1 protein-coding gene is annotated in these 223 nt (G+C 35.0%); it reads left to right on the top strand.

The genetic code is table 11. The annotated features are described in order from the left end of the window. On the top strand, nt 1-223 hold a 223-nt coding region (locus tag PQG54_RS12390), incomplete at both ends, for an SGNH/GDSL hydrolase family protein (RefSeq protein ID WP_271807754.1).

Here is a 223-nt window from a genome sequence, read left to right as displayed (position 1 = left end):
GATATTGCTGCATTTAATATTGGATCAAACGATGGGGACATGTCTTCTGAAAATTTTATTGCTGCTGCTAGTGAAATGATAGATGATTTGAGAACTAGATATCCTGATATGATCCTATTATTTACAACACCTTTTTGGGGGACCCATCAATCTAGTTGGTTGGCTGTTTCTGAGAAATATGCTGACGATGCTAAAGTAATTTATATTGAAACGATTTATCCAC

Source organism: Commensalibacter communis (assembly GCF_947179015.1).
Lineage (GTDB): Bacteria > Pseudomonadota > Alphaproteobacteria > Acetobacterales > Acetobacteraceae > Commensalibacter > Commensalibacter communis.
This window is presented reverse-complemented; position numbering and strand designations above follow the sequence as displayed.